The organism is Azospirillum endophyticum (assembly GCF_016595245.1).
GTDB classification, from domain to species: domain Bacteria; phylum Pseudomonadota; class Alphaproteobacteria; order Azospirillales; family Azospirillaceae; genus Azospirillum; species Azospirillum endophyticum.
In genome coordinates this window covers 259962-284257 of the sequence record NZ_JAENHM010000058.1, presented here as the reverse complement: position 1 = coordinate 284257, position 24296 = coordinate 259962, and the positions used below count along the sequence as shown (strand labels likewise).

Below are 24296 nucleotides of genomic sequence, written 5' to 3'. Positions count from 1 at the left end.
AGATGGGCGGGCTCGGAAAACCTGCAAAACCATAGAGTCCGCAGGTTTCTCCAGGCCGGGCCTGTAGCCCGATCTGGAGAAACCTGCTTAGGCGTCCGGCAGCTGGATGACGAAACAGGCGCCGCCGTCGACATTGTTCTCCGCCCGCAGCATGCCGCCGAAATCCCGCACGATGCCATAGGACAGCGACAGCCCGAGCCCGAGCCCCTGCCCGACCTCCTTGGTGGTGAAGAAGGGATCGAACAGCTGGAACTGGTGCGCCTCGGCGATGCCGGTGCCGGTGTCGCGGATGCGGATCTCCCAGCCCCCGGCATTGCGGGCGGCGGTCAGCGTCAGGCGCCGATCCTCGCAGCCGGCCATGGCATCGGCGGCATTGCGCAGCAGGTTGACGAAGACCTGTTCCAGCCGGACCGCGTCGCCGCGCACGCGGGCGTCGGGCGGAATCGCCTGTTCGACCCGCACCTCCTCCTCGCGCAGGCGGGGGACCAGCAGGGAGAGCGCGCGGTCCATGGCGCGGGCGACCGGCACAGCCTCCACCCGCGCCGGCCCCTTGCGCGCGAACTCCTTCAGATGGCCGGACAGCATCGACATCCGCTCCGCCAGATCGCCGATCATAGCGAGGTTGTCGCGGACCATCGCCGTTTCCCCCCGTTCGGCCAGCAGCCGGGTGGAGGCGACGAAGGTGCGGATGGCGGCCAGCGGCTGGTTGATCTCATGGGCCAGCGCCGCCGACATCTGGCCGAGCGCCGCCAGCTTGCCGGCCTGCACCAGCTCCTCCTGCGCCTCGCGCAGGACGCGGTTGGCGGTCACCAGCTCGGCCGTGCGCTCCTCCACCCGGCGTTCCAGCGTCACCCGCGCCTCGCGCTGGAGCCGCAGGGTCTGGCGCCGCTGCCAGCCCAGCGCCAGGGCGGCGACGAGCAGCAGGATGCCCATCGCGGTCAGCACCGCCGCACCGGCCGCCTGGGCCTTCACCGGCTCCAGTTCGGAGAGGAAGCGGATGGTCCAGCCGAATTCGGGAAGACTGAGTTCCTGCATCAGGTAGGCGCGACGGGCGCCGGGGGAGAGCGGATCGGGCAGGCTGATCCGCCGGGCGCCGTTCTCCGCCACCGGGGCGTCATGCAGGCCGAGCGGTGTCGGGTCGCTGCGGTCGTACTGACGGGTCAGCGCCAGCCGGGCCTTCACCGCATCGGGCAGCGGGCGCAGCGCGCGGTACTTCCAGTCGGCATGGCTGGACAGGAAGACGATGCCGTTCTCGTCGGTCACCAGCACCCGCTCGCCGCCCGCCGCCCAGTCGCGCTGCAGCGGTTCCAGGTCGATCTTGACCACGGCGACGCCGATCAGCCTCTCCCCCAGCCGCACCGCATGCGACAGGAAGAAGCCGGGCAGGCCGGTGGTGACGCCGATGCCGAAGTAGCGGCCGCTGCCGGCTTCCACCGCCTGACGGAAATAGGGACGAAAGTCGTAGGTATGGCCGACGAAACTCTGTGCCGGATCGGCCCAGTTGCTGGACGCCAGCGCCAAGCCCGAACGGTCCACCACATAGAGCGCCGCCGATCCGGCCGCCGCATTCGCCGTCTCCAGCCGCCGGTTCACGGCATCGCGCCGCAGATCCGATGGCGCGTTCAGCAGATCCAGCACCTCATGGTCGCGGGCCATCAGGAAGGGCAGGTAATCGTAGCGGCCGACCGCGTTGCGGATGCTGCTGGCGTAGAGGCCGAGCCGCTGGTCGCCGTTCAGGATCAGCGCCGCCCGCGCCTCGGCCTCCGCCCAGAAATAGGCGCCCCAGGACGCCAGCGCCGTCACCGCAGCCAGCGCCGCGAGGAGGATCGCCAGCCTGCGGCGGCGCAGCGGACGGGGGAAAGCGGGATCGGCCATCGCCTGTCTATGGAGCCGGGGGAGCGAGGCTGTCCAGCCTGTTTTGCGGCCGATGGCTTCTACGTCCGAATGACGCCCGTTCTTAAATGAACGTTCAATCAAAAAACAAATGGAAAATATCCAAACAAATCATCCCTTCGGCTATGCCAAATGAATGGACGCGACCAGAGTGATATTGTCCGGTGTCTGTTGTTTGCGTCACTTTCATGACGTGCGAAAGCCGGTTATGGTGCGCCGCCGCCGGCTTTGGCTTGGCCTTTTGGTACCTGCCGGAAACGGGATCGAGAAGGGGGAACAGGATCATGGATGCCGAATCCATTCGCGCCGCTTACCGCCGCTATGCCGGATTCTACGACCGCGTGTTCGGGGTGCTTCTGGCCTCCGGCCGGCATGCGGCGGTGGAGTGGCTGAACCGCCGCGGCGGCCTGCGAATCCTGGAAGTCGGCGTCGGCACCGGCCTCTCCTTGTCCGACTACCGCAAGGACAACCGCGTCGTCGGCATCGACCTGTCCACCGACATGCTGAAGGTCGCGCAGGACCGGGTGGAGCGCGAAAAGCTCGACCATGTCGAAGGGCTGCTGGAGATGGATGCCGGCAAGCTGGCCTTTGCCGACGGCAGTTTCGACGTGGTGGTCGCCATGTATGTGATGACGGTCGTCCCCGACCCCCAGGGCACGATGGCGGAGCTGGAGCGGGTCTGCAAACCCGGCGGCGACATCGTCATCGTCAACCATTTCGCCGCCCCCCGGCCCGGCGTCCGCCGCGCGGTGGAGGGCTGGCTGTCGCCCCTGTCGAAGAAGCTCGGCTGGCGGCCCGACTTCACGCTGGACGCGATGATGGCCGGATCGCGGCTGGCGGTGGAAAGCATCCGCACCCTGCCGCCCTTCGGGCTGTTCAGCCTGCTGCACTGCCGGCGGGGTCAAAGGGTGTGAGAGGGGGACGGAGGTCGCAATGAGTCAGGCTGGGACACGGCGGGTGCGGGCAGCCTGACGGAGGGCGCGGCTCCGCCTGCCGAACAGGATCGCCGGTCGCTCGACCGTGAGGTGGACGAGACTGGCGACCGCCAGGACCAGGACGCCGGCGCCCGCAAGGATCAGGACGTAGAGCGGCTCCTCCTCTCCGATGACGGCGCGCAGCGGGGCGTTGGCGGTGATCACTGTCCAGATCACGATGCCGTGCAGCAGATAGACGCCGTAGCTGATCTCGCCCAGCCAGAGGACCGGTTGCCGGGTCAGGACGCCGCGGAAATCCTGCCCTGCCGCGACGACGACGAAGAACAGGCCGAGCCCGAGGACGGGCAACGGCGCGTAGGCGCCGGAAAAGCCGGCCACGGTCGCCGACAGGGCTGCAAGCGCCAGGAGCAGCCCGCGGTCCGACCGGGCGAAACGGACGAACCCAGGGCGGCGGATGGCATAGGCGCCGGCGATGCCGCCCAGGAAACACTCCAGCACCGCAAGGCTGAAATTGCGGAAATAGAGCAGCAGCGCCAGCGTGAGGGCGAGGGAGACGAGTGCCGGCCGCAGCTTCCGCGTCGGTAGGAGCGAGAAAGCCAGCGCGGGCAGCGCCGCGTAGAAGAGCAGTTCGTAGGGCAGGGACCAGGTGGCGTAGGCGACGATCTGCCCGGCATTCTCCATGCCGTTGATCGGCGGCGCCTTGAAGCTGGCCCAGCCGATCAGCCGATCAGCCGGCGCAGCAGGTCGAGCGGTCCGGTCCTGAGTTCGAAGCCCGTCGCCGCGAGCGTCAGGACAACGGTCAGGACGACGGCGACCGCATAGACCGGATAGACGCGGTAGAAGCGGGACGAGACGAATTCGCGCCAGTCCATCCCCGGCCCGGCCTTCAGCAGCTTGTCCCAGAACAGGAAGGCCGTAACCATGAAGAACAGCGCGACGCTGCTCTGGCCCAGATGGGTGTAGAGCCGGGACGGCGGCAGCGCCCAGAGGCCGCTGTGCAGATATTGCCAGGTGATGACGCCATGGTGGATGAACACGGCATAGGCCAGCAATCCGCGCATCCCGTCGATGGCGGCGTAGCGGCCGTCGGAACCGGCCTGCGGGCGCAACGGCAGGGGAACGAAGCGCAGAATCGCCCATGATGCGCAGGCCGCCGCCGCATAGAGGAGGATTACCAGGAGCGCAGACGCGACCATACCGTCATTCCAGCCATCGCCAGGGGACAGGAGCAAGCCGGGGGACGGGAGACTTTGTCGTCAAGCTTGTCAAGGTCGTTCGGAGGGGCGCCGGGGCAATCGCATTTGGGAAATTCGATCCTACACAGGGAAACTTGTCATTCTGCGGCGGCGGGAATCCAGCCATTTCGGCAATTTTCCACCGGAGTTTCCCGGATCCTCGCCTTCGCGCTGTGCGATGCGTTGGTCCCATGCCTGCCTCTCTATGCCAAAGGCACAGGATACCGACGGCAAATCAGCGGGTTTCCGGAGGGAAATCATCAAATGAGGGCTCTGGACACCGCCTCCACAGCGCCATGCGTTTCATATCAAACGCATGGCGCTGTGGGCTTATGTTTGACAATCGGATTCACGCGTCAAATCGCTTCCGATTTTACGTGATCCGATCTGATGTCGACTTCGGGATGGAAGCACGCCGCCGCATCCGGCTCCTTCAAGGCGCCGAGCGAGGCCGCAGGAACCAGTCAAAGTGTTTTACAATCAACGGGCTCACAACGAAGACGATGAGAAATACTGTGATCGGCGTCAAAATCAGTGTTTGATGCCAAATAGCCCAGTTACCGGCCAGAGGGTTCAGAGTGTAGGGCAGAAACGTTACAATGGGGTAAACGAATATAATCATGATGATTGCCACTCTAAATTTTGATGTTTTGATAGGAACGACGATAGAGCCGTCGCATGGCTCCATATTATTCGAATCGCAGGCCGTAGCCTTAAGCTTTTTCAAGTCACCAGCCTCTTAGTATTCGGCACTTGGCCGCTGACGAAACTTCTTGTACCAGACGTCAAGGCGCGGATGAGCGGAGCCGAAGGCTTGGTCGAACCTCTCCCGGCATGTTTGAAAAATTGGGAATACCGTGCAGTCTGCAATCGTAGGCCTGTCTCCTGCCAGGAACTCGTGATCTCCGATCGTCGCCTCCAGGACATCCAGTATTTCAGTGACGTACCCAAAGAGCTTGGTAGCGGTGTCCGGCGAAGGCGACGGCTCCTTGGCGGAAAAGGATTGGGTGACATTCCAAAGCCAAAGCTGAGACCGAACCACCAGATCGGTTCCCAGGCGCTCAAGCGAGCGTATTTTCGCACGAGAAATGGCATCCGTCCCGATCATTGGCTTCTCGGGATAGAGTTCCTCCAGATACTCGACAATGGCGGCCGATTCTGTAATCGCCACACCTTCATCCGTGACAAGTGTCGGCGCTCGTCCGCTGGGATTGATTGCAAGGTATTCGCGCGACTTGTGCTCTCCTCCCGCGTAATCGAGTTCATATCGCGGAACGTCGATACCTTTTTCATTCAGGTAGATGATAACGCGCCGCGGATTCGTTCCCTTTTGAAACTGGTATAGCAGCATTCCGTTTAACCTTCCGTTCTCGGCATTTGATCACTGGGTATGTCCCAACGGTCTACCGACAAGTTATCGTGTTACAATGGAGTTTTTATGCTATTACTAAAGCGATGCCTTGCGAGGTGAGAAATGGCGTCTGATCGTTTGACGCGCGTACCGGCCAGACAGGCGCTGGCGGATTTCATCCGCCAATGTCGTGAACGCATTTCTCCAGAATCGCTTGGTTTGCCGCAGGTGCGCCGTCGTCGAACCAGAGGCCTTCGCCGTGAGGAAGTCGCCGCGTTGGCTGGTGTCGGTTTGACGTGGTACACTTGGTTCGAGCAGGGACGCGATATAGCGGTATCCGATGATTTCCTTCATCGATTGGCGCGAGGACTTCGGCTCGACCGAGCCGAGCGGGAGCACCTTTTTGCACTGGCCGGCCGCGAGACATTGGCGGATGGAGATGAAAGTGTCGAGCTTCCTCAGTCGCTCGTAAGAATGATCAATGCTCTCGATCAAGCCGCCTACATAATGAACAGCTCTTGGGATGTCCTGGCCCATAACGAGGCGGCCAGGATCCTGTTTGAGGACTTCAAGTTACCGCAGCCGAACTTGATCCGCATTGTCTTCTTCTCCGACCACTATCGACAGAGTATTCAAGATTGGCAGTTCGCCGCGAGGCTTGTCCTGCTCAAGGCACGCCATGACTATCTGACGGGCGGAAAGAGCCCGGTTTTAAGGTCCATCCTCAACGAGGTCCTTCAAACCTTTCCACAAACTATGGAATGGTGGGATGACCCCGAAATCCTCCCGATCGGTGATACGGACATTACGTTCTGCGATGCACAGGGTCTTTGGCGAAGCTATCGCCTCAATATCCTCGTCTCCAAAGATAGGCCCGGACTTCGCATCGCCTTCTATGATGAAAAACTACGTGCTTGAGGTAGTTCCGGCATTCATCAGGCGTATAGAGGTTGCAGATTGAGCCGACGGATCCCCACGACTCTTCAATGGTTTGGGCACCAATGCGCCGGAGATGGGCCTTGAGCTTGGCGAAAGCTATCTCGATGGCATTGAGGTCGCCGGAGTAGAACAGCACGCGCTTGCCGCCGTCGCCGGACGGGGCGCCGGAGAGCAGAGGCGCCTTGAGATGGTTGAACGCCTTCACGACGCGCGCGCCAGACACCAGATCGGCCACCAACTCCGACGAGGACCGTTCGCCAGGGGTACGGGCTTGAACAGCGGCGCCTCGATCGGGTTGTTGGCGTCGATGACGATGCGCCCCGCCCAATCGGGGAAGCCGGCGAGGAGCGCTGTCGCGACGGTGCGGCCGATGTTGTCGGCGCCGATGATGTTGATGCTGGTCATGGACCATGCTCCTGCCCGGAAGGGAAGGGGGATCGGGCGATCCGGCCGCCGTCCACAGTGAGGACCGTGCCGGTGACCATACGCGAGGCGGCGCTGCCTGGGCTGGGCATCACGCTGCTGGCGGCGCCGGACGTGCTCTCGCATCTCGAACGGGGCGACCTGCAGGCGTTCCGCCGCAACTGTCTCGCCGAACGTTTCGCCGGCAGCTTGGGATGAGGTGCGGGGTGGAGGGTGGCCGCAGCCCTACCGGGGCTGCGCCCTTGGTTCAGGATCGGATCCACGCTTCAAATCGATTCCGGTTTGATGCGATCCCATCTAGTGTCGGATGCCGCCGGTCCGGCCGTGGCCGCGGCGGCGCAACCAGGGGAGCGGGATATGTCTGAAAAGACGGTCGGGATGGGCGGCGATCTGGCGGGAAAGCGGATTCTGGTGCCGGAAAGCCGGGACCTCGACCTGTTCGCCGGCATGATGGAACAGCATGGGGCCGAGACGATCCGTTGCCCGTTGGTGAAGATCCTCGACCTCGACGATCCGGCACCGGCACGGGCCTGGCTGGAGCGGCTGCTGACCGAGGGTTTCGACGACATCGTGCTGCTGACCGGCGAGGGGCTGCGGCGCCTGATGACCGTCGCCCGAGCCATGGAACGGGAGGCCGACGTGGTCGCCGCCATCGGCCGCGCGCGTGTCTTCGTCCGCGGTCCGAAACCGGTGAAGGCCCTGCGCGAGATCGGCTGCGCCCCCTACAAATCCGCCCCCGCCCCGACCACCGACGGCGTCATCGCCATGCTGGCGGAAGAGGATCTGACCGGCCGCCGCGTCGGCGTCCAGCTCTACCCCGACAACCCGAACGAACCGCTGCTGGAGGCGGTGCGGGCGCGGGGCGGCCTGCCGGCGGCGGTGACCCCCTACCGCTACGCCAACGATTCGGAGACCGGATCGGTCCAGACGGCGATCCGCGACATGGCGGACGGCCGCATCGACTTCGTCGCCTTCACCGCCTCACCCCAGGTGCGGCGCCTGCAGGAGGTGGCGGAGGCCTGCGGCCTCGGCGACGCCTTCCGCCAGGGCTTCGCCAGGACGCGCATCGCCGCCGTCGGCCCGGTGGTTGCCGAGGCGGTGGAGGCGGCCGGCGGCACCGTCGCGGTTTCCCCGGAATCGACGTTCCACATGAAGCCGTTGGTCAACGCCATCCGCCGGCTGTTGACGGAGGGAGAAGGGCAGGGAGCCGGCCCGACAACCTGACGGGCCAGCGACCTTTCGCCCCACCCTCCTTTCGCGCGGGCCGATTGATAACAATTCTCACTCTCGATTAACCTCTGACGCTCAGTGTCGGAGCCGGCCACCGGGCGCATCCCCGGGTGGCCGTCCGTCGTCAGGAGCGTCATCATGCCCGTCAGCCTTTCCTCCCTGTCCCGCCGCCTGCTTGCGCCGACGTTTCTGTCGGCCGGCATCGTCGTCGGCGGCTCCGTCCTTGCCGCGGATCTGTCGACCAAGGAGAAGCTGGGAGAGGCGCTGTTTTCCGACCCCGCCCTGTCGGCCAACCGTAGCCAGTCCTGCGCCGATTGCCACAATCCGGACTTCGGCTTCGCCGATCCGCGCACCGGTGGGGCGGGCGGGGCGGCTTCGGTCGGCGACAACGGCAAGTCGGTGGGCGACCGCAACGCGCCGACGGCAAGCTATGCGGCCTTCACGCCGTCCTTCCACATCAAGGCGGATGGCAAGGTGGTCGGCGGCCAGTTCTGGGACGGCCGCGCCGCGACCCTGAAGGACCAGGCCGGCGGCCCGCCGCTGAACCCGGCGGAGATGGGGCTGACCTCCAAGGAACAGGCGCGTGGGAGGCTGGCGGAGAATCCCGACTATGCCCGTGCCTTCGTGGCACTCTACGGCGCCGGCGTGCTCGACGATGCGGAGCGTGCCTACGACGCGATGAGCGACAGCATCGCCGCCTTCGAGAAGACCGACCGCTTCGCGCCCTTCGATTCGAAATACGACCGCTCTCTGCGCGGCGAGTACAAGATGACGCCGGAGGAGGACCTGGGCATGACCCTGTTCTTCTCCACCCAGTTCACCAACTGCAACCAGTGCCACAAGTTGAAGGCGATGCCGGCCGCCGCCGGCGAGATGTTCACCAACTACGAACATCACAACATCGGCGTGCCGGCCAATCCGGCCTTGCGCGAAGCCGCCGGCAAGCCGGGCTTCGCCGACCGCGGGCTGCACGACAATCCGGCCGCCGCCAAGCCCGCTTACGAGGGGAAGTTCAAGACGCCGACCCTGCGCAACGTCGCGGTGACCGGTCCCTACATGCACAACGGCGTCTTCAAGGATCTGGAGACCGTCGTCCGCTTCTACGACCACTACAACAACCGGACGGAAAAGGCGGCGCTGAACCCGGAAACCGGCAAGCCCTGGGGTCCGCCGGAAGTGGCGGCGAACCTGTCGTCGAAGGAACTGGAATCGGCTCCGGCACTGGACAGCCGGCGCGTCAAGGCGCTGGTCGCCTTCATGAAGACGCTGACCGACGCGCGGTATGAGCACCTGCTGAAATAGGACTGAGCATCGGCCTGACCGATGACCTGGTCAGTGGCCGATGTCGATGCGGAAGAGTTCCAGATCCAGCAGTTCCATCGATAGGCGGCGGCCTTTGCCAGACTTGCGGGAAGCCAGCTTTCGAGTCAACGGCCGGCTGAGCCAAGCAGTGCGGGCGCGGTCGAACAGGGCGGTGCAGCGGTGGGACAATGTGGCGTTCATGGCTGGTCGGGCTCTCTTGCGCAGGGGGAATGGGTCGGCGGCAGCATGGCTCCTGTGAGCAGTTGCAATAAGAATGTCCTGGCACTGTGACAGTTTCCACCGCCCTAACGTCTAGTCCCTAGGCCATAGGGCCAAGTTTCGGGCCGATTTTCCCACCGATTCGACGAAAGGAGGACACGATCAAAGCACCACGCCCACCAGCCGCCGCAACGCGTCGCGCGCCTCGCCGTCCAGAACGGGCACGCCGTTGCGGGCCTCCAGCATATAGGCGCCGGGGTCGGACAGGGTGCGCATGGCGAAGCCGACCACCACGGGTGGTTCGGTGCTGAGCGGCGGCTGTTCGTAAACGGGGGTGAAACTGCAGCCGCCGAGCAGCGCGCGGATCATCAGCGCCTCGTCCGAGGTGGCGCCGGCCGCCGGCGTGTTGATGCCGAACAGCAGGCGCTCCGCCTCCGCCTCGGTCACCAGCCCGCGTTCCAGCAGGATGTCGACCATGGCGGAACTGGTCATCACCGGCGCCGCCCGGCCCTTCCAGCAGAAGCGGCCATCGTCCCAGCCGACGTCGAGGCTGCGGAAGACCATGTGCGGCTCGCCGCCGCCGGGAGCCCCGGCGACGATGTAATTGACCCGCAGAAGCCCGTTCCATGCGCCGGCCGGGGCGACGATGCAGGACAGTCCGCTGCGTGTCAGGCGGAGATAGGTGTCGTTGATGCCCGACGGTTCGAAATCGAAAAGCATGGCGCCTTCACCTCTCTGCCGACCGGCGGGGGCGGCATCGCCGTTGCCCAGCCTTCGTTCCGTTGAGTCAGGTGAGTGGCATCCGGGCTCGCGCAAACTGTCCATGCGGGTGCTCCCCCTTTGCGCAGACGCACGAAAGGCGGTAGGCCGATCCGCCGGCCACCGCCTTTCGTTCCGCTGCCAAGGGCGCAGGGACGATCAGTTCGCCGGCCCCAGGAACACGCTGTCGTGGCTGTTCTTCTCGCTCGTTCCGGTGTCGGACAGCCGGAAAGTCAGCGGCAGCGAGGTGGCGGTGACCGCCGCGCGCGGGGCCGTCACATAGACGCGGTAGGTGGCGACGCTGTCCGGCTCGGCCGAGAGGGTGGCGGTGTGGGCGGCCGATTCGTCCTCCGCTTCGCCGATCACCTTGATCTCGGCATTGGGCAGGCCGGCGAGGCTGAGGGTATAGGAACGGTTCTGCCGCGTCTTGTTGGCGACCTTGAAGGTGTAGGCGTTGCGGATCGAGCCGTCCGACAGCGTCACGAACAGTGGGGCGCGGTCGCGCAGGACGGTGATGTTCAGGCTGGGGCGCAGTGCGAAGCTCCAGGCCATGGCACCGCCGATGACCAGCATCAGCAGCGCATAGACGATCACGCGCGGGCGGACCAGGCGCCATTGATAGCTCTTGCCGGAGGCGCGGGTATCCTGGGCAGCCAGGCTGTCGAAGGCGATCAGGCGGGTGGGCAGCCCCTGCTGGATCATGATGCTGTCGCAGGCGTCGACGCACAGGCCGCAATTGATGCAGTCGGCCTGCTCGCCGGTGCGCACGTCGATGCCCATCGGGCAGACCTGGACGCATTGGCCGCAGTCGATGCAGTCGCCGAAGCCTTGGGCGCGCCGCTCGTCCCAACTCTGGGACTTGCGCTTCGGGCCGCGGTTGTCGCCACGGTCGGCCTGATAGGTGACGACCAGCGAATGCTCGTCCAGCATGGCGGTCTGGATGCGCGGCCAGGGGCACATGTACATGCACATCTGCTCGCGGGCCCAGCCGGCCATCACATAGGTCATGCCGGCGAAGATGGCGAAGAAGGACACCGCCTCGTAGCTGGCCTGGAAGGTAACCAAGTCGTGCAGCAGCACGGGGGCGTCGGTGAAATAGGCGAGGAAGCCGAAACCGGTCACCAGGCTGAGCGCCAGCCAGCCGGCATGCTTGCCGGCCTTGCGCAGGATCTTGCGCGCCGTCCAGGGCTGTTTTTCCATGCGGATGCGTTCCGCCCGGTCGCCTTCGAAGATGCGCTCGATCCAGACGAACAGGTCGGTCCACACCGTGTGCGGACAGGTGAAGCCGCACCAGACGCGGCCGGCCAGCGCCGTCGCCAGGAACAGACCGAGCGCCGCCACGATCAGGATGCCGGTGAGGTAGTAGATTTCCTGCGGCCAGATCTCGATCCAGAACAGGAAGAATCGCGGCGTGGTCAGGTCGAACAGAACCGCCTGCGCCGGGGCGTCGGGTCCGCGCTCCCACCGGATCCAGGGAGCGATGAAGAACAATGCCAGAAGAACGGAGAAGGTGATGGTCTTCAGACGGCGATAGAGACCCTTGACCGCCTTCGGATGAATCGTTTTCTGGCTTTCATACAGCGGGACCTTGGCGGTTTGGGCTGCGCCCTGCTGTACGATGCTTCCGTCTGGCATGTCGATGCGCCTGATTTCCGGTTCCACGTTGGCGCGGAGCATAGTCGACCACCGGTGCGGCGTGTTTGACCTCTGTCAAACATCGTCGATATTCCAAAAAGCCCTTTTGGATTCGAGGCTTTTCACGGGTTCGAGGGGTCCGCGTTCCAGAGTCGGTAATACTGTGACGGATGCCGGATCCACAAGATCATTATTGTTCAATGAACGGCAGTATCACGCACAATACTGAAACTATACTGCATTATATTGCTACAATCAGCATAACGTATCGTCCCAGCTTGCCGACCGTCACCAGCAGCAGGAACAGGCGCAGGTCGACGCGCAGGATGCCGGCCACCAGGGTCAGCGGATCGCCGATCACCGGCATCCAGGCCATCAGGAGCGACCAGACGCCGAAGCGCTGGTACCAGCCGGTCGCCCGCTCCACCAGCCGGCGCGAGATGGGGAACCAACGGCGATCCTGGAAATGCATCAGGTAGCGGCCGAGCGCCCAATTGATCGTGGAGCCCGCGACGTTCCCGGTGGTCGCCACCAGAATCAGCAGTCCATCGTGATAGTTGCCGGACGCATGCAGCCCGGCGAGAAGGATCTCGGACTGGGCGGGAAAAATCGTCGCTGCGGCCAATGCTACCAGGAAAAGGCTGCCATAGGCCGCCGCATCCGTCATCGTGCAAATCCTTTCTGGGACGCCTAAGCAGGTTTCTCCAGATCGGGCCACAGGCCCGGCCTGGAGAAACCTGCGGACTCTATGGTTTTGCAGGTTTTCCGAGCCCGCCCATCTGTGGGCGGAGTTCGGAAAACCTGCTTAGCGCCCTGAAATCCTTTCCTCCACAACGGCTTGACCATCGCGGCCCCGGGCAGGCGCAGGATTAGGCTTCGCTGCGGCGTAAAATCAAGAGGCGCGCCGGCTGAAATCGGGGCGGCCGGCCGTGCAAAGGCGCTTGCCCGTCAACCGCCGAGAGACAAGAATGTGACGCGCGGTTCACGCAGCGTGTCCGAAGGCCGGGTCCTTCCCATCCGGCCGCGCGCCGGCCGTCGGACGCAGATGCGTTCGGCCGTGGAAGCGTCCACCGGGTCAGCGGAGGGAGTAGGCACGGGCATGGGAGAAACCGGGTTCGCCCGCTTCGACGCCGACGAACGTCTGGTCTGGGCCAACGACGCCTTCGCGGCCCGGTTTGCCGTGCCTGCCGATGCGACGCTGGACGCACTGTTCGGCAGCCTGCTGGGCGCCGCGGCGGTCGCCGAACTGCGCCATGGATGTGCCACGACGCGGAGGCTTCCCGACGGCAGCGCCGTGACCTTGGCGCTGGGCTCCGGCGGACCGGGCGAATGCCTGCTGATGGCGGTCGACGCGGTCGCCGTGGCGGGGGGACCGACGGAGCGGGATCCCTGGGCGAAAACCAGTTCGGTGCTCGACTGCCTCAGCCAGGGGGTGATGGCCTTCGACCATGAGTTGCGCCTGGTCGCCTGGAACCGGCGCGTCCTGGAACTGCTCTACATCGATCCGCGGTTCCCGCGCTATGGCCAGCCCTATGAGGCGGTGGTCCGCCACATCGCGGAGCAGGGCGGCTATGGCGGCGGCGGCATCGACGATCTGGTGGCGCAGAGGCTGGACTATATCCGCAAGGCCTCCTGGCCCTTCTACAACGAGCGGGTGCGGCCCGACGGCGTCGTCGTCGAAACGGTGACCCTGCCGCTGCCCGACGGCGGCTTCGTCACCACCTACACCGACATCACGCAGCGCAAGCGGGCGGAACGGGAACTGGCTTCCAGCCGGGAGCTGTTCGAACTGGCGATCCGGGCGGCGCGCGAAGGCATCTCGCAATGGGATCTGCGCACCGGGGAGGTGTGGTTCTCCCCGCAATGGTGGGGTTTGCTGGGCTATTCCGAAGCGGAGATGGACAACAGCCGCCGCCGCTGGGAAGAACTGATCCACGCCGAAGACCTCGACGCCGCACTGGAGATGGTCGAGGAGCTGGCGACCGGCCGGCGGTCGGAGGGCCGGCTGCTGCAGCGTTTCCACCATCGCTCCGGCGAGACCATCCTTTTGGAAACCCGCGTGCTCGCCGTGGCCGGCAGTGACGGGTGGATCTTCCGCATCGTCGGTTCCCACACCGACGTCACCGAAAGCGTGCGCGCCGCCGAAGCCATCCGTGCCGCCAAGGAGGAGGCCGAACATGCCCTGCAGGATCTGAAGGAGGCGCAGGTCCAGCTGATCCAGGCGGAGAAGATGGCGGCACTGGGATCGCTGGTGGCGGGTGTGACGCATGAAATCAACACACCCGTCAGCATCGCCCTGACCGGCGCCTCGCTGCTGGCGGAGAAGACCCGCGCCCTGCGCCACCTGTTCGAGACGGGCGCCCTGCGGCGCGGCGATTTCGCCGAGTTCATCGACATCGCCGACGAGGCGACGCAGTTGATGCTGCTGAACGTCGAGCGCGCCACCCGCCTGATCCAGAGTTTCAAGCAGATCGCCGTCGATCAGGCCAGCGAGGAACGCCGTGTCTTCGAACTGAATCATTACATCCACGAGATTCTGCGCAGCCTGGGCATGCGCCTTCGCCGCAGCGGGCATTCGATCGCCATCCATTGCCCGGACGACCTGACGCTCGACAGCTATCCCGGGGTCTTCGGCCAGATCCTGACCAATTTCGTCATCAACTCCCTCCTGCACGGCTACGGTCCCGGCGTGCGCGGAAGGCTGACGGTCACGGTCACGGTGGCGGGCGGAGAGGTGGAACTCGTCTATGCCGACGATGGGCGCGGCATCCCGGCCGACATGCACGGCAAGGTCTTCGAGCCCTTCTTCACCACCAGCCGCGACCGCGGCGGCAGTGGGCTGGGGCTGAGCATCGTCTACGCGCTGGTCACGCGGACGCTGCGCGGCCGGCTGCGGCTGGACAGCGCGCCGGGGGCGGGAACCGCCTTCACGCTGCGCTTTCCGCGCGTGACCCCGGCCGATCCGCTGCCGCTCTAAGCAGGTTTGTCCGGATCGGGCCACAGATGGCCCGGCCCGGACAAACCTGCGGACTCTATAGTTTTGCAGGATTTCCGAGCCCGTCCATCTGTGGGCGGAGTTCGGAAATCCTGCTTGGACGGAGCGCTCGGATCGATCCGATCTGCCGGCGGCGCCATCCAGTCCGCCGGCAAGGTTTCGCGCAACGCCTGCCGGATGATCGCCGCGAGATGATCGCCGATCGGATTCGGTCCCTTGCCGGACTGCAGAAGCCTGAGGCCGAGCGAGGGAAGTTGCGGCAGGCCATGGGCCATGGGGTCCAGCATGCGCACCGCGGACGGCCGGCCCATCGGCGTCCGCAGGGCGATGCCGAGGCCCGCGGCCGTCGCTGCCCAGAGGCCGCCCAGGCTCGGGCTGACGAAGGCGATGCGCCAGGCAAGCCCCTGCCGGTCCAGATGGTCGCAGGCGATGGAGCGCAGGAGGCAGGGAGCCTCCAACGCGGCAAGCGGCAGAGGCTCGCGTCCCTCGGCCCGCCAGATCGGCGGCCCCTCCGCCGGGCCCAGCCAGCACAGCGGCAGCGAGGCGATCCGGTCGCTGGATGGCGCGGTGCCGTCATCCCATGCCAGGGCCAGATCGAGATGGCCGGAAGCGATCTTCTCGGACAATTCGCCGTTGCGGGCGATGCGTCCCTCGACCCGGACCTTCGGGTGGGCGCGGGCGAAGCGACCGAGCACCTGCGGCAGCACGGTCTCGCCGAAATCCTCCTGGATGCCAAGACGGATCCAGCCCTCCAGCTCGGCTCCGCGAACAGCGCTCATCGCCTCGTCATTGAGGGTCAACAGGCGTCTGGCATAGGACAGCAGCACTTCGCCGCCATCGGTGAGCGTCAATCCGCGTCCCGATTTGCGGACCAGCGCCGTTCCGGCCTGATCCTCCAGCTTCTTGAGCTGGGCGCTGACCGCCGAGGTCGAACGCCCAAGCCGGTCGGCGGCCCGGGCGAAAGATCCGGCGTCGATGCCGGTCACGAAACTGCGTAGCGCATCCATGTCGAAATTGGTCAGACGCATCGCTACCATCCCATAAATCAGGATCAAATATTTCAAATAATCTGATTATCGGGACGATGGTGCCGGTCCATACTGGCTCCTGTCAAACGTTTTCATAGGAGCGGCACGCCATGCCCTTCACGCGGATTTCCTTGCTCGCGGGCAAATCCACCCCCTATCTCGCCGCCGTTTCCGACAGCCTCGACCGCGCATTGGTCGCGTGTTTCGATGTCCCGGAAAATGACCGCTTCGCCGCGATCCACCAGCACCAGCCGGAGGAATTGATCTTCGATCGGACCTATCGCGGCGGTCCCCGCTCGGACGATTTCATCGTCTTCCACATCACGACGGGAAAGGCGCGGTCGCCGGATACCAAGGCCCGCTTCTATCGGCGGCTGGTCGAGAATCTCGCGGTATCTCCGGGCGTCCGGCCCGAGGACGTCATGGTCGTGATCGCCAACTCGACCTTCGAGGATTGGTCTTTCGCATCCGGTGTTTCCGCTGCGGACTTGCCGGCGGCGGAGGCCTCCCGATGACCGGTTCCTTCGAGATGCAATCGTCCTGCCCCTCGGCCATGACCATCCGACGCGCCGGAGACGGCATCGCCGCGGCGCCCGCGGGGGTTTCCAACGGTTCCTTTCTGGTCCAGATGCTGCTGTCGAGCCGGACCGACGGCGAGATGACGGCGATGCGCACCTTCATCCCGCCGGGGGTGGTGACCAATTGGCACAGCCATCCCTGCGGGCAGCTTCTGTTCGTGCTGGATGGCGTCGGCATCGTCCAGCGCGACGGCGGCGATCCGGTCGAGGTCCGCAGCGGGGACTCCGTCTGGTTCGCACCCGGCGAACGCCACTGGCATGGCGCGGCACCGTCCAGCCCGTTCGGCTATCTCAGCGTCCAGCCGGTCCGGCTCGGGACCGCCGTCCATTGGATGGAAGCCGTCGACCAGGGAGATCTTTCGCGATGATCGCGATGCAATACAGTTTCGTCCTGCCGGCCGACTACGACATGACGGTCATCGATCGCCGCATCCAAGAGAAGGGCCCCCTGCTCGACGGCTTTCCACGCCTGCGTTTCAAAGCCTATCTAGCCGCCAGAAAGGCGGATGCCGGCTTTGGCGGCGCCGAGAATCTCTATGCGCCCTTCTATCTGTGGGATGAAGCGGGCGGGGTGGACGGCTTTCTTTCCAGCCCCGGCTTCTCAGCGGTGACGCGTGATTTCGGCTGGCCGTCGGTGCAGACCTGGCTGGTCTGGCATGCGGAGCTGACGGCGGACCTGAAGGCCGCGACGCACGCCACCCGCAAGATCCAGCCGATCGCGGCCTATTCGGATCTGGCGGCGCAGCGGGACGGCGCCATTGCGGATGCGGGGGCGGCGGTCGCGGCCGGCGCGTTGGCCGCCGTTGCCGCCTTCGATCCGACGAGATGGTCGATGGTGCATTTCACGCTTTGGCCGAAACTGCCGACCCTGTCGACGGAGGCGATGCAAATCTACACCGTCGGGCATGTCTCGTTGCCGAAGGAGCGATAAAACCGCCGAGCGGCGGTACGGGACCGTTCCGAGCGAGGGCGACGCACCGAGTTGCGGCGAAGTCTGCGACGCCGCGTTTCTCGGAACCACTATTTTCGTGGGATTGGTGGAAGGGGCTGGATTCGAACCAGCGTACGCTAACGCGGGCAGATTTACAGTCTGCTGCCTTTAACCACTCGGCCACCCTTCCATCGGGGCGCAGAGGATTAGCCTTTCGATCGGGGGTGCGTCAAGCCCCTTTTGCGCGGGATCTTTTGCCGGCGGTGCAAGCGAGGCCTCGACAATGAAAAACCTCCGTTCCCGGCCGGGAACGGAGGTTTTTCAAAGAGGATTTTTCAAACCCGCTTTTTCAAAGCCCGCTCAGTTCGGGCGGCGCGACGCGCGATGCGCGGGGATCGGGATCGGACGGATCGCCTGCTCCTCGCGACGGCTGGCCGACATGTCGATCTCCACGCGGGCGAGCGCCTTGCGCAGTTCATGAACGGTGTCGGACAGGGCCTGGATCGCCGCCTCGCTGGGTTGCTGACGCCAGCCGCGATAGGCGGAAATGCAGGCCTTGGCGGTGTCGCGCAGGCGGCCTTCCACCGCATCCACCGGCAGTGACGGCTGTCCTGCCGCACGCGGGGCCTCCGGTGCGGCCGGCGCCGGCGTGGCAGCCGGGGCCGGGGCGGGAGCCGGCTCCTGCCGGTTCAGGCGCAGCGTTTCCGTCGGTGCCGGAGCGGGTGCCGGTGCCGCAGCGGGCGTATCGGCAGGGACCTGCTCGGCCGCCGGTTCCGTCCGCGGGGCACGGGTCAGCGTGGTCCGGCCGGTGCGGCCGGCTGCACGGCGGGGTTCCACCGGGGCTTCGGAGGCCGCCGGAGCGGCCGCCGGCGCTTCGGGTGCGGCCGGTGTCACGGGTGCGGACTCGTCGCCGGCCGCAACCTGTGAGGCGGGGGCCGGCGAAGCGGGGATGTCTGCCGCCTGCACCTCGTTCTGCGCCGCTCCGCCCTGGTCATCGTCGGCATGGCCGGCATCGCCCCGGCTCGCCTCGCCCTGATCGGCCTCGGCCTGGCCGCTCGCGGCCTCGGCCTTCTTGATGATGTAGGAGATCGCGCTGGGCGTGCATTCGAATTCGCGCGCGATGGCCGAAAGCGTTGCTCCGCTGCGGTAACGTTCAAGAATTTGGGGCCATGCCGACTGCGGAATGCGCCCACGCTTCTTGGGAGACTCCGGTTCGCTCCCGGTTTCTGCGTTCATTATATCGCTCGGTTGCCAAAGTGAATTTTCAGTCATTCGTCAGCATGTCCACCCGGACCGCACGCTTCCGACGCGGGACCACGCGGGCGCGTGCGTCAGCAGCATCGAGGCTTCACGCTGGCGGGCGATGTTTTCGGTACGGACGACTATCGGAAACTCTTCTCAAAAATGCCAGCATAACTTTGCGTGGAATCGTGATTTTGTACCCGGTGTCACAACAAGGCACGATGCTTGGTGGAAGCCCGTGCTTTTAAAAACCGCAGTCGGCAGCAAACCAATGGTGGTGGACCTTTTTCGTCACCGCCTTTTAAAAACATGCCATGGACCCCGGACGGGGGTTCCGGTGTTTCCAGTTGCAGAACAATCCCGGCCAGGGCCTTGCACCCGCCGCCGGGAGCCGTCGCCTGGGGGTTGGCCGCTGGTCCGGCCAGCATCTGCCCATTCTGTCCTGGCCCAACCGTTTTTTGCGGAGACCGTCCATGCCGCATGCGTCCGTGCCGCGTTCGTATCCTCCCCTCCGGCGCCTTCCGGCCGCGGCGCTGTGCGCGCTGCTGTCCGGAGCAGTCCTTTTGCCGGTATCGCCGGCAGCCGCACAGGACGCCGCACAAAACACCGTCGCCGCGGGTTCTCAGCCGGGAGCCAGCAGGACCTACTCGCCGCCATCCTTCCGCGACCTTGCCCGGACGCAGATCGACACGGTCGTCAACATCTCCAGCACCCAGGCGCCGCAGGCGTCGGCCGGCGGCCGTTTGCCGGAAGGGATGGACGTCCCGCCCGGCTCGCCGCTGGAGGAATTCTTCCGGGAATTCCGCAAGAGGCAGAGAGGCGGGCAAGAAAATGGTCCGGGCAGCGGTCAGGAGGGAGCCTCGCCCGACGCACCGCAGGGCTTGCCGAGCATGGCTCTCGGCTCCGGCTTCATCATCGATCCCGCGGGTCTGATCGTCACCAACAACCATGTCGTCGCCGACGCGGCCGAGATCGCCGTCACCCTGCATGACGGCACCAAGCTGCCGGCCAAGCTGCTGGGATCCGACGCGCCGACCGATCTCGCGCTGTTGAAGGTCGAGAGCGCGAAGCCGCTGGCCGCCACCCATTGGGGCGACAGCGAATCGGTGGAGGTCGGCGACTGGGTGGTCGCCATCGGCAATCCCTTCGGGCTCGGGGGGTCGGTGACCGCCGGCATCCTGTCGGCCCGCGCCCGCGACATCCAGCAGGGCCCCTACGACGAATATCTGCAGACCGACGCCGCCATCAACCGCGGCAATTCCGGCGGCCCGCTCTATGACGCCGGCGGTGCGGTGATCGGCATCAACACCGCGATCTATTCGCCGACAGGCGGATCGGTGGGCATCGGCTTCGCCATTCCGTCGTCGCTCGCCAAGCCGATCATCGACCAGTTGAAGGACGGCGGGAAAGTGCGGCGCGGCTGGCTGGGCGTCCAGGTCCAGCGGGTGACGCCCGACATCGCCGAAAGCCTGGGGGCGGACGGCACCGGCGGCGCGCTGGTCACCAGCATCTCGCCCGACAGCCCGGCCGCCTCCGCCGGCCTGCGCCAGGGCGACGTCATCACCGCCTTCAACGGCGACCCGCTGGAACAGATGCGCCAGCTCCCCCGCCTGGTCGCCTCCACCGAGATCGGCCGGACCGTCCCGATGACCTTGCTGCGCGGCGGCAAGGAGCAGTCGATCCAGGTGACGGTCGGCGAGCTGCGCGACGAGCCGCAGCAGCTGGCGATGTCCGGGTCGAGCGGCGCCCCCCGCTCGGCCCAGCCGGAGGAGAGCAAATCGTCGCTCGGGCTCAAGCTGGCACCGCTGACCCCGGGTCTGCGCCAGACCTTCTCGATTGCCGAGGACATCGACGGGTTGGTGGTGACCGAGGTCGATCGCGACAGCGCCGCGTCGCAGCGCGGGCTCGACCTCGGCGACGTCATCGTCGAGGCGGGACAGGAGCCGGTGGCGACCGCCGCCGATCTGGAAACCCGCATCGCCAAGGCGAAGGAGCAGGGACGCAAGACCCTGCTGATGCTGGTCAGCCGTGGCGGCGACCTGCGCTACGTCCCGCTTCCGCTGGACGGGCGGAAGGGGTAATCCCGCCACCCAAGCACCGGATGGGACGGAAGCGGGGATCTGCCCCGCTTCCGTCCCATCCTTTTCCGCTACCGTTCGCCGCGCCGCGAGAGTAATTTGCCGCCCGTTTGGCGAATGGGATGGCAAACCGTGAGCATTTATCCGGAGAGCGGCCAGCCGGTGCGGCTGTCGGTCGTTGTCCCCGTTTTCAACGAGGCCGAGAATGTGCTGCCGCTGCTCGAAGAGATCGAGCGGGCGCTGGTTCCGGTCGGCGGTTTCGAGATCATCTTCGTCGACGACCAGTCGGAGGACGACACGCAGGCGCGTCTCGTTCCCGCGGTGGAGGCCGGCCGTCTGCGCGTGCTGCGCCACCTCCGCCGCTCCGGCCAGAGCGCGGCGGTGCGCAGCGGCGTCAAGGCGGCGCACGGCGAATTCGTCGTGACGCTCGACGGCGACGGCCAGAACGACCCGGCCGACATTCCGGCGCTCTATGCCCTGGTGTCGGCGGGAGAGGCCGGGGCGCCGGTGCTGGTCGGCGGCCTGCGCCGGAAGCGGCAGGACACCCTGTCCAAGCGCTGGGCCTCCAGGATCGCCAATGCCGTGCGCCAGTCCTTCCTGCAGGACGGCTGCACCGACAGCGGCTGCGGGCTGAAGCTGTTCCGCCGCGACGCCTTCCTGGACCTGCCCTTCTTCGGGGCGATGCACCGGTTCCTGCCGGCGCTGTTCCGCGCCCATGGCCATCCGGTGGCCTATGTGCCGGTGAACCATCGCCCACGCGAGCGCGGCGTGTCAAAATACAACAACTGGCGGCGCGGGCTGATCGGCGTCGTCGATCTGCTGGGCGTCTACTGGCTGAAGCGGCGGACCAAGCTATCGCCGGTTTCCGAACGCCTCTGACCGACCTTTAGCGACCCAATTCGGGATAGGATTTCAAGATGCTTGAGCGCGCCGCAGCGTGGTTCCAGGGGCAAAGCACCACCGACCTGATCTGGGTCGGCATCGGCTTCTTCGCCCAGATCATGTTCACCATGCGCTTCCTGGTGCAGTGGATCGCCAGCGAAAAGGCGCGCCGCAGCGTGGTGCCGGAGATGTTCTGGTACTTCTCGCTGGGCGGCGGCGTCCTGCTGTTCGCCTATGCCTTCTACCGTTTCGACCCGGTCTTCATGCTGGGGCAGGGCATGGGTCTGGTGATCTATGCCCGCAACGTCTATTTCGTCTGGTCCCACAAGCGGTCGCAGGCCGCCGGCGACGCGGTGCCGAGCAAATCGTGACCGTGCCTTCCCTGCCGCGGAGCCGCCTTCCGATCTGGGCCTATGCGCTGCTGGCGCTGATCGCCGCGGTGCTGTTCCTGCCGGGCTTCACCGTCCTGCCGCCCTTCGACCGGGACGAGGCGCGCTTCGCCCAGGCGTCCTCCCAGATGCTGGACAGCGGCAATTTCGTCGACATCCGCTTCCAGGACGAGACGCGCTACAAGAAGCCAGTCGGCATCTACTGGCTGCAGACCGCGGCGACCGCCGCGGCCGATGCGCTGCGCGGGGTTCCGGTCGGGGCCGAGAAGGTCATCTGGACCTACCGCATCCCGTCCTTCCTTGGGGCGATCCTCGCCGTGCTGGCCAGCGCCTGGACGGCGGCGCGGCTGTTCGGCGGCCCGGCCGGCTTCGTGGCCGGGCTGATGATGGCGTCCTGCGTCGTGCTGGGGGTCGAGGCGCGGATGGGCAAGACCGATGCCGTCCTGCTCGCCACCGTGGTGGTCGGGCAGGCGGCGCTCGCCCATCTCTATCTCGGCCGCCGCGACCCTGCCCCCGCCGGGCGTGCCGCCTGGACCATCCCTCTGGTCTTCTGGATCGCCGCCGGCATCGGCGTGCTGGTCAAGGGGCCGATGGTCCTGCTGGTCTCCGGCAGCACCGCGCTGGTCCTGGCCCTTTGGGACCGCGAGGCCGGGTGGCTGAAGCGGCTGAAGCCGCTGGCCGGGCTCGGCATCGTCGCCGCCATCGCCGCCCCCTGGCTGATCGCCATCGCCATCAAGAGCAAGGGCGCCTTCTTCGCCGAATCCGTCGGCCACGACATGCTGGGCAAGGTGTCGGGCGGGCAGGAGGGCAAGGGGCTGCCGCCCGGTTATTATCTCGGCACCTTCTGGGTGACCTTCGCCCCCTGGTCGCTGCTGGCCCTGCTGGCGGTTCCCTGGGTCTGGGCGCGGCGCCGGCTGGATGCCGTCCGCTTCTGCATCGCCTGGATCGTCCCGAGCTGGCTGGTGTTCGAGGCGGTGCCGACCAAGCTCCTCCATTACACCCTGCCGGTCTTCCCGGCCGTCGCCGCCGTCGCCGCGGCGGCCCTGCTCGACGGTTTCGACCGCAGCCGCGAAAAGCCGCGCCGCTGGCTGGTCGCGGCGGCGGTGGCGCTCGGCGTGATCGGCTTCGGCGCCCTGACGCTGGCGGTAGCGGTGATCCCCTGGCTGGTCGACCGCCGGATCGATCCGGTTGGGGTGGCGCTGGTGCCGGCGGTGGGCGGCCTCTTCGCCCTTTCCCTGCGCTCGCTGCTGCGCGGCGAGCGGCGGACCGGCCTCGCGGCCGGGGTCGGCGCCGCGGCGCTGCTCTATGCCGGAACCTATGCCGCCGTGCTGCCGAACATCGACGGCGTGTGGATCAGCCGGCAGGCCGCCCGTGCGGCGGCGCAGGTCCGTCCCTGTCCGGACAGCGTTGTGGCCGCTGCCGGATATTCGGAACCGAGCCTGGTCTTCCTCCTCGGCACGCCGACCAAGCTTGTCCATGGAGCGGGTGCCGCGGCGCATCTGACGGCGGACCGGGCCTGCGGGCTGGCCCTGGTGGAGGACCGGGAGGCACCGGCCTTCCTCGACGGCCTGGGCGTCGCCACGCCGCTGCCGCTGGCCGAACTGTCCGGCTTCAACTACAACACCGGCAAGCGCCTCCACCTGACGCTCTACCGTCTGCCTGCCCCATGACCATGCCCGACGTTCGGCCTGTTCCCCGGCCTGTATCATAAGGACCCGGGCATGCCCCGCTTGGGGATGTGGCGACCGGGGTGGGTAACGCGCCTCCGCATTGGACGGCGCGGGCGCTTTCCGCTCGACTGAGCCTTCGGATCCGTTTTCCCGGACGAAAGGTGTCTGTTCGATGACCCGCGTTGCCTTCTCTGCCCAGACCATCGCCAGGACCGCCGTCGCTGCCGTCGCCTCTGCCCTGGCGATGGTAGCCCTGTCGCTGCCTGCCCATGCCCAGAAGCAGGAATATGCACCCTGGGTGTACGATCAGATGGTTCCGACCGGGCCCCTCCTGCGCAATCTGGATCAGGCCCAGCCGCTTCCCGGTCCGGCGCCGTCCCACTGGGGGGCGACCAAGGCGGGCAAGGACCGCGCCGGCATGACGCGCTACGGCACCGACGTGAAGAAGACGAGCCAGCATTATTCGGCCTCCCATTCGCTGACTCCGCCGCCGGTCGATCCCGCCGCGGCCAAGCGGGGAGCGGCAGCGCCGCGCAGCGCCGATGCCCCGCCGGCTCCGCGGACGGCGCGGCCCGAATAGGG

Annotated in this window: 26 protein-coding genes and 1 tRNA gene; 14 read left to right on the top strand and 13 right to left on the bottom strand. The window is 66.2% G+C overall.

What is annotated here, in order from left to right:
* Positions 1 to 87: 87 nt before the first annotated feature.
* Together JHL17_RS19735 and JHL17_RS19730 are read right to left on the bottom strand one after the other, a co-directional pair.
* The gene (locus JHL17_RS19735) at positions 88 to 1875 is read right to left on the bottom strand and encodes a sensor histidine kinase (RefSeq protein WP_200195636.1); all 1788 of its coding nucleotides are present in this window, start codon (positions 1873 to 1875) and stop codon (positions 88 to 90) included.
* Positions 1876 to 1969: 94 nt separating this feature from the next.
* The gene (locus JHL17_RS19730; protein WP_200195635.1) at positions 1970 to 2179 is read right to left on the bottom strand and encodes a hypothetical protein; all 210 of its coding nucleotides are present in this window, start codon (positions 2177 to 2179) and stop codon (positions 1970 to 1972) included.
* On the opposite strand from JHL17_RS19730, the gene JHL17_RS19725 reads away from it, so the two are divergent.
* On the top strand, positions 2178 to 2807 hold the full coding sequence (locus tag JHL17_RS19725; protein ID WP_200195634.1) for a class I SAM-dependent methyltransferase: 630 nt from the start codon (positions 2178 to 2180) through the stop codon (positions 2805 to 2807). The two genes, JHL17_RS19730 and JHL17_RS19725, sit on opposite strands and share 2 nt — an antisense overlap.
* A 24-nt stretch (positions 2808 to 2831) precedes the next feature.
* Here the strand turns inward: JHL17_RS19725 and JHL17_RS37705 are convergent, their stop codons facing one another.
* The 3 genes from JHL17_RS37705 to JHL17_RS19710 form a co-directional block, all read right to left on the bottom strand.
* A complete protein-coding gene (locus JHL17_RS37705; RefSeq protein ID WP_200195632.1) occupies positions 2832 to 3509 on the bottom strand; it encodes an acyltransferase family protein in 678 nt (225 codons plus the stop codon).
* Between the two features lie 38 nt (positions 3510 to 3547).
* Positions 3548 to 4024, bottom strand: coding sequence for an acyltransferase family protein (locus tag JHL17_RS37700; RefSeq protein ID WP_200195631.1), 477 nt, complete (start codon positions 4022 to 4024; stop codon positions 3548 to 3550).
* A 778-nt stretch (positions 4025 to 4802) separates the two neighbouring features.
* On the bottom strand, positions 4803 to 5414 hold the full coding sequence (locus tag JHL17_RS19710) for a glutathione S-transferase family protein (protein WP_200195630.1): 612 nt from the start codon (positions 5412 to 5414) through the stop codon (positions 4803 to 4805).
* Between the two features lie 123 nt (positions 5415 to 5537).
* Here JHL17_RS19710 and JHL17_RS19705 point away from each other — a divergent pair, with 123 nt between their 5' ends.
* Positions 5538 to 6332: an MmyB family transcriptional regulator gene (locus JHL17_RS19705; RefSeq protein ID WP_200195629.1), complete on the top strand. Its 795-nt coding sequence runs from the start codon at positions 5538 to 5540 to the stop codon at positions 6330 to 6332.
* 222 nt (positions 6333 to 6554) lie between these two features.
* Here JHL17_RS19705 and JHL17_RS19700 read toward each other — a convergent pair whose 3' ends face one another.
* Positions 6555 to 6758 carry a hypothetical protein gene (locus tag JHL17_RS19700; protein ID WP_200195628.1) on the bottom strand — a complete coding sequence of 68 codons (204 nt, stop codon included), beginning with the start codon at positions 6756 to 6758 and terminating at the stop codon, positions 6555 to 6557.
* 72 nt (positions 6759 to 6830) lie between these two features.
* Here JHL17_RS19700 and JHL17_RS19695 point away from each other — a divergent pair, with 72 nt between their 5' ends.
* The 3 genes from JHL17_RS19695 (at position 6831) to JHL17_RS19685 (ending at position 9308) form a co-directional block, all read left to right on the top strand.
* Positions 6831 to 6974 carry a hypothetical protein gene (locus JHL17_RS19695; RefSeq protein ID WP_200195627.1) on the top strand — a complete coding sequence of 48 codons (144 nt, stop codon included), beginning with the start codon at positions 6831 to 6833 and terminating at the stop codon, positions 6972 to 6974.
* A gap of 159 nt (positions 6975 to 7133) precedes the next feature.
* Complete coding sequence (locus JHL17_RS19690) at positions 7134 to 8000, top strand: uroporphyrinogen-III synthase (RefSeq protein WP_200195626.1); 867 nt, start codon at positions 7134 to 7136, stop codon at positions 7998 to 8000.
* 144 nt (positions 8001 to 8144) lie between these two features.
* Positions 8145 to 9308, top strand: a complete 1164-nt coding sequence (locus JHL17_RS19685) for a cytochrome-c peroxidase (protein ID WP_200195624.1) — start codon at positions 8145 to 8147, stop codon at positions 9306 to 9308.
* 30 nt (positions 9309 to 9338) lie between these two features.
* Here JHL17_RS19685 and JHL17_RS19680 read toward each other — a convergent pair whose 3' ends face one another.
* From JHL17_RS19680 to JHL17_RS19665, 4 genes are all read right to left on the bottom strand, one after another.
* Positions 9339 to 9509 carry a hypothetical protein gene (locus tag JHL17_RS19680; protein ID WP_200195623.1) on the bottom strand — a complete coding sequence of 57 codons (171 nt, stop codon included), beginning with the start codon at positions 9507 to 9509 and terminating at the stop codon, positions 9339 to 9341.
* A gap of 180 nt (positions 9510 to 9689) precedes the next feature.
* On the bottom strand, positions 9690 to 10247 hold the full coding sequence (locus tag JHL17_RS19675) for a hypothetical protein (protein WP_200195622.1): 558 nt from the start codon (positions 10245 to 10247) through the stop codon (positions 9690 to 9692).
* A gap of 198 nt (positions 10248 to 10445) precedes the next feature.
* A complete protein-coding gene (gene ccoG / locus JHL17_RS19670) occupies positions 10446 to 11921 on the bottom strand; it encodes a cytochrome c oxidase accessory protein CcoG (RefSeq protein ID WP_247893669.1) in 1476 nt (491 codons plus the stop codon).
* Positions 11922 to 12162: 241 nt separating this feature from the next.
* A complete protein-coding gene (locus tag JHL17_RS19665) occupies positions 12163 to 12588 on the bottom strand; it encodes a YqaA family protein (protein WP_200195620.1) in 426 nt (141 codons plus the stop codon).
* A gap of 432 nt (positions 12589 to 13020) precedes the next feature.
* Between JHL17_RS19665 and JHL17_RS19660 the strand changes: the two genes are divergently transcribed.
* Complete coding sequence (locus tag JHL17_RS19660) at positions 13021 to 14898, top strand: PAS-domain containing protein (protein ID WP_200195618.1); 1878 nt, start codon at positions 13021 to 13023, stop codon at positions 14896 to 14898.
* Here JHL17_RS19660 and JHL17_RS19655 read toward each other — a convergent pair.
* Positions 14895 to 15944, bottom strand: a complete 1050-nt coding sequence (locus JHL17_RS19655) for a LysR substrate-binding domain-containing protein (protein ID WP_200195617.1) — start codon at positions 15942 to 15944, stop codon at positions 14895 to 14897. The genes JHL17_RS19660 and JHL17_RS19655 overlap by 4 nt on opposite strands.
* A gap of 110 nt (positions 15945 to 16054) precedes the next feature.
* Between JHL17_RS19655 and JHL17_RS19650 the strand changes: the two genes are divergently transcribed.
* Genes JHL17_RS19650 through JHL17_RS19640 form a run of 3 tightly spaced genes read left to right on the top strand, consistent with a single transcriptional unit; the run spans position 16055 to position 17453 of the window.
* Entirely contained in the window at positions 16055 to 16459 is a 405-nt protein-coding gene (locus JHL17_RS19650) for a tautomerase family protein (protein WP_200195615.1), read from the top strand.
* On the top strand, positions 16456 to 16890 hold the full coding sequence (locus JHL17_RS19645) for a cupin domain-containing protein (protein ID WP_200195614.1): 435 nt from the start codon (positions 16456 to 16458) through the stop codon (positions 16888 to 16890). Before JHL17_RS19650 ends, JHL17_RS19645 begins: the two co-directional genes overlap by 4 nt.
* The gene (locus JHL17_RS19640; protein WP_200195612.1) at positions 16887 to 17453 is read left to right on the top strand and encodes a DUF4865 family protein; all 567 of its coding nucleotides are present in this window, start codon (positions 16887 to 16889) and stop codon (positions 17451 to 17453) included. Before JHL17_RS19645 ends, JHL17_RS19640 begins: the two co-directional genes overlap by 4 nt.
* A 104-nt stretch (positions 17454 to 17557) precedes the next feature.
* Here the strand turns inward: JHL17_RS19640 and JHL17_RS19635 are convergent.
* Together JHL17_RS19635 and JHL17_RS19630 are read right to left on the bottom strand one after the other, a co-directional pair.
* Positions 17558 to 17643 (bottom strand) — tRNA-Tyr (locus JHL17_RS19635).
* A gap of 170 nt (positions 17644 to 17813) precedes the next feature.
* Positions 17814 to 18689, bottom strand: coding sequence for a hypothetical protein (locus JHL17_RS19630; protein WP_200195610.1), 876 nt, complete (start codon positions 18687 to 18689; stop codon positions 17814 to 17816).
* Between the two features lie 569 nt (positions 18690 to 19258).
* Here JHL17_RS19630 and JHL17_RS19625 point away from each other — a divergent pair.
* The 5 genes from JHL17_RS19625 (at position 19259) to JHL17_RS19605 (ending at position 24294) form a co-directional block, all read left to right on the top strand.
* Entirely contained in the window at positions 19259 to 20776 is a 1518-nt protein-coding gene (locus JHL17_RS19625) for a DegQ family serine endoprotease (protein ID WP_247893668.1), read from the top strand.
* Between the two features lie 114 nt (positions 20777 to 20890).
* Positions 20891 to 21652, top strand: a complete 762-nt coding sequence (locus JHL17_RS19620; RefSeq protein WP_200195606.1) for a glycosyltransferase family 2 protein — start codon at positions 20891 to 20893, stop codon at positions 21650 to 21652.
* Positions 21653 to 21690: 38 nt separating this feature from the next.
* Complete coding sequence (locus JHL17_RS19615; protein ID WP_200195604.1) at positions 21691 to 22026, top strand: lipid-A-disaccharide synthase N-terminal domain-containing protein; 336 nt, start codon at positions 21691 to 21693, stop codon at positions 22024 to 22026.
* The gene (locus JHL17_RS19610; RefSeq protein ID WP_200195602.1) at positions 22023 to 23714 is read left to right on the top strand and encodes a glycosyltransferase family 39 protein; all 1692 of its coding nucleotides are present in this window, start codon (positions 22023 to 22025) and stop codon (positions 23712 to 23714) included. The genes JHL17_RS19615 and JHL17_RS19610 overlap by 4 nt, the downstream gene beginning before the upstream one ends.
* Positions 23715 to 23886: 172 nt before the next feature.
* The gene (locus JHL17_RS19605; protein ID WP_200195600.1) at positions 23887 to 24294 is read left to right on the top strand and encodes a hypothetical protein; all 408 of its coding nucleotides are present in this window, start codon (positions 23887 to 23889) and stop codon (positions 24292 to 24294) included.
* Positions 24295 to 24296: the final 2 nt, after the last annotated feature.

Excerpts from the sequence above, each read along its gene's own strand:
- JHL17_RS19700 (WP_200195628.1), bottom strand. The coding sequence starts at position 6,758 with ATGACCAGCATCAACATCATCGGCGCCGACAACATCGGCCGCACCGTC.
- JHL17_RS37705 (WP_200195632.1), bottom strand. The coding sequence starts at position 3,509 with ATGGAGAATGCCGGGCAGATCGTCGCCTACGCCACCTGGTCCCTGCCC.
- JHL17_RS19665 (WP_200195620.1), bottom strand. The coding sequence starts at position 12,588 with ATGACGGATGCGGCGGCCTATGGCAGCCTTTTCCTGGTAGCATTGGCC.
- JHL17_RS19655 (WP_200195617.1), bottom strand. The coding sequence starts at position 15,944 with ATGCGTCTGACCAATTTCGACATGGATGCGCTACGCAGTTTCGTGACC.
- JHL17_RS19620 (WP_200195606.1), top strand. The coding sequence starts at position 20,891 with ATGGGATGGCAAACCGTGAGCATTTATCCGGAGAGCGGCCAGCCGGTG.
- JHL17_RS19725 (WP_200195634.1), top strand. The coding sequence starts at position 2,178 with ATGGATGCCGAATCCATTCGCGCCGCTTACCGCCGCTATGCCGGATTC.
- JHL17_RS19705 (WP_200195629.1), top strand. The coding sequence starts at position 5,538 with ATGGCGTCTGATCGTTTGACGCGCGTACCGGCCAGACAGGCGCTGGCG.
- JHL17_RS19690 (WP_200195626.1), top strand. The coding sequence starts at position 7,134 with ATGTCTGAAAAGACGGTCGGGATGGGCGGCGATCTGGCGGGAAAGCGG.
- JHL17_RS19645 (WP_200195614.1), top strand. The coding sequence starts at position 16,456 with ATGACCGGTTCCTTCGAGATGCAATCGTCCTGCCCCTCGGCCATGACC.
- JHL17_RS19730 (WP_200195635.1), bottom strand. The coding sequence starts at position 2,179 with ATGATCCTGTTCCCCCTTCTCGATCCCGTTTCCGGCAGGTACCAAAAG.
- JHL17_RS19735 (WP_200195636.1), bottom strand. The coding sequence starts at position 1,875 with ATGGCCGATCCCGCTTTCCCCCGTCCGCTGCGCCGCCGCAGGCTGGCG.
- JHL17_RS19615 (WP_200195604.1), top strand. The coding sequence starts at position 21,691 with ATGCTTGAGCGCGCCGCAGCGTGGTTCCAGGGGCAAAGCACCACCGAC.
- JHL17_RS19710 (WP_200195630.1), bottom strand. The coding sequence starts at position 5,414 with ATGCTGCTATACCAGTTTCAAAAGGGAACGAATCCGCGGCGCGTTATC.
- JHL17_RS19630 (WP_200195610.1), bottom strand. The coding sequence starts at position 18,689 with ATGAACGCAGAAACCGGGAGCGAACCGGAGTCTCCCAAGAAGCGTGGG.
- JHL17_RS19640 (WP_200195612.1), top strand. The coding sequence starts at position 16,887 with ATGATCGCGATGCAATACAGTTTCGTCCTGCCGGCCGACTACGACATG.
- JHL17_RS19675 (WP_200195622.1), bottom strand. The coding sequence starts at position 10,247 with ATGCTTTTCGATTTCGAACCGTCGGGCATCAACGACACCTATCTCCGC.
- JHL17_RS19650 (WP_200195615.1), top strand. The coding sequence starts at position 16,055 with ATGCCCTTCACGCGGATTTCCTTGCTCGCGGGCAAATCCACCCCCTAT.
- JHL17_RS19685 (WP_200195624.1), top strand. The coding sequence starts at position 8,145 with ATGCCCGTCAGCCTTTCCTCCCTGTCCCGCCGCCTGCTTGCGCCGACG.
- ccoG (WP_247893669.1), bottom strand. The coding sequence starts at position 11,921 with ATGCCAGACGGAAGCATCGTACAGCAGGGCGCAGCCCAAACCGCCAAG.
- JHL17_RS37700 (WP_200195631.1), bottom strand. The coding sequence starts at position 4,024 with ATGGTCGCGTCTGCGCTCCTGGTAATCCTCCTCTATGCGGCGGCGGCC.
- JHL17_RS19605 (WP_200195600.1), top strand. The coding sequence starts at position 23,887 with ATGACCCGCGTTGCCTTCTCTGCCCAGACCATCGCCAGGACCGCCGTC.
- JHL17_RS19680 (WP_200195623.1), bottom strand. The coding sequence starts at position 9,509 with ATGAACGCCACATTGTCCCACCGCTGCACCGCCCTGTTCGACCGCGCC.
- JHL17_RS19660 (WP_200195618.1), top strand. The coding sequence starts at position 13,021 with ATGGGAGAAACCGGGTTCGCCCGCTTCGACGCCGACGAACGTCTGGTC.